A 1580-nucleotide genomic window follows, 5' to 3' on the forward strand; every position below is an offset into this window, starting at 1 on the left:
AGCTATTTTCTCAAACAAACCATATAGTGGTTCTTCGCCCCACTTGTCAAAGTAATAGTCACGATATGTGTAAAGCAGATTTTCACGTGCTAAAAGTAGTGAATCACCACTCCACTCGAACCCAAAACTCGCTTTGTATGCTTCTTCGGCAAGTCTCTGCCACTCAGCTTTGTCAGAAACTTCTAGGTTGATACGCTTCATTTTTCGGTCGACAAACCCAACACGGTCAGCGATAGGGATCGTATCACCAGTTTCCATGTCGTATCGTGATGCCATGTAAGGAGCCTCACCCGCGGTTATTTCCAGCCAACGACGTTTGGTATACGTTTCCAAGTCATCATTTTCGTATTGCTTATTCACCTCTGAATTCTGCATATCAACAATCCAAGTCGGCGTAAAAACTTCCGCCTTAGTCTTAGTTCGTTCCTTTTGAAGCTCCCTCGTCTTTAACGCACGAGGTTTAATAATGCCATCTGAAAGGCCAGTAATAAGGTCTGGCTTTATTTGAGCGGTTGGCGCATAGTCCTTAATACCATAACCAAGATAATTATCGTTCGCCCAAATAATATTTCGCCGTGTCTTAGCATCAGATGTAGTTCTATCCACAAGTAAAATATCTAAGATATCTGGCATCGTCTCCTTAATTACATTTTCCTGAATGTCACTTGAGGTAACTGGATCGATGGGTCGCATTTCATTAGTAATTTTCATTTTTTTGCGGCGCCGTTGACCGGCACGTTCCTCCACATTAATTATCAAGGTATGTCAACATACTATATCTTTCATTTTACCATTACATTGCAAAAGTAGGGTTTTGTTCATATAGTAATGTAAACAAATAAATAATAAAAGAAAAAAGCCCCAAAATGAGGCTTCCAAAAGTGTATACAAATTTAAATTAAAATTCATTATATATATTTTTTAATATCAACGTTCAACCGTCAAAATCAACTTACCGTGCACGCCACCCTGTTGCAGACGTGCATAATCCAACCGCACATTATCAGCGCTCAATGGTAATTCGCTATCAATCACACTGATAAAGCGACCACTGCTCAAACGATCCAACAAAGTCTGAACCGTTTCACCACTCGCTTGGTTAAAGAAATGAACAAAACGTGGATCACGATGTGAACGCGATACAATCGACAAGACATGACCATTTTGCTTAGTAGCCTTAAATGAGGCCGCCAACACCCGATCTGAACCGACCGTATCGTAAACTGCATCATACACAGCCCCGTTAGTCGTAACATCATCCGTCTTATAATCAAAGACCGTCACTTGCGGGAACTTCTCGCGCAACATTTGTAAGCCCCAGCCACTGGCCGTGGCGCTCACTTCGGCACCAGCATCCAGTGCGGCCTGAATTGCCATTAATCCAACTGAACCCGAGCCACCGTGAACCAGAACATGTTGGCCAGCCTTAACTTGCAATCCGCGGACAATGCCACTGTATCCAGTTTGGCCACCGAGCACAACCGACACCGCGGCCGCGTATGTCACATTATCAGGAATGTGTGCCGCCAATCGCTCCGGCACTAATACTTCTTCTGCGTAGGTTTCACCGCCACGGACAT

At 43.7% G+C, this 1580-nt stretch carries 2 protein-coding genes; both read right to left on the reverse strand.

All coding sequences use genetic code 11. The features are described from left to right. On the reverse strand, nucleotides 1-711 hold a 711-nt coding region (locus WEIDD23_RS11130; protein WP_062359036.1), incomplete at its 3' end, for a hypothetical protein. A 216-nt stretch (nucleotides 712-927) separates the two neighbouring features. Further along, nucleotides 928-1580, reverse strand: a 653-nt coding sequence (locus WEIDD23_RS11135) for a zinc-binding dehydrogenase (protein ID WP_062359037.1), incomplete at its 5' end; no start/stop codon positions are given.

The sequence above is a fragment of the Weissella sp. DD23 genome, from assembly GCF_001579105.1.
Lineage (GTDB): Bacteria > Bacillota > Bacilli > Lactobacillales > Lactobacillaceae > Weissella > Weissella cibaria.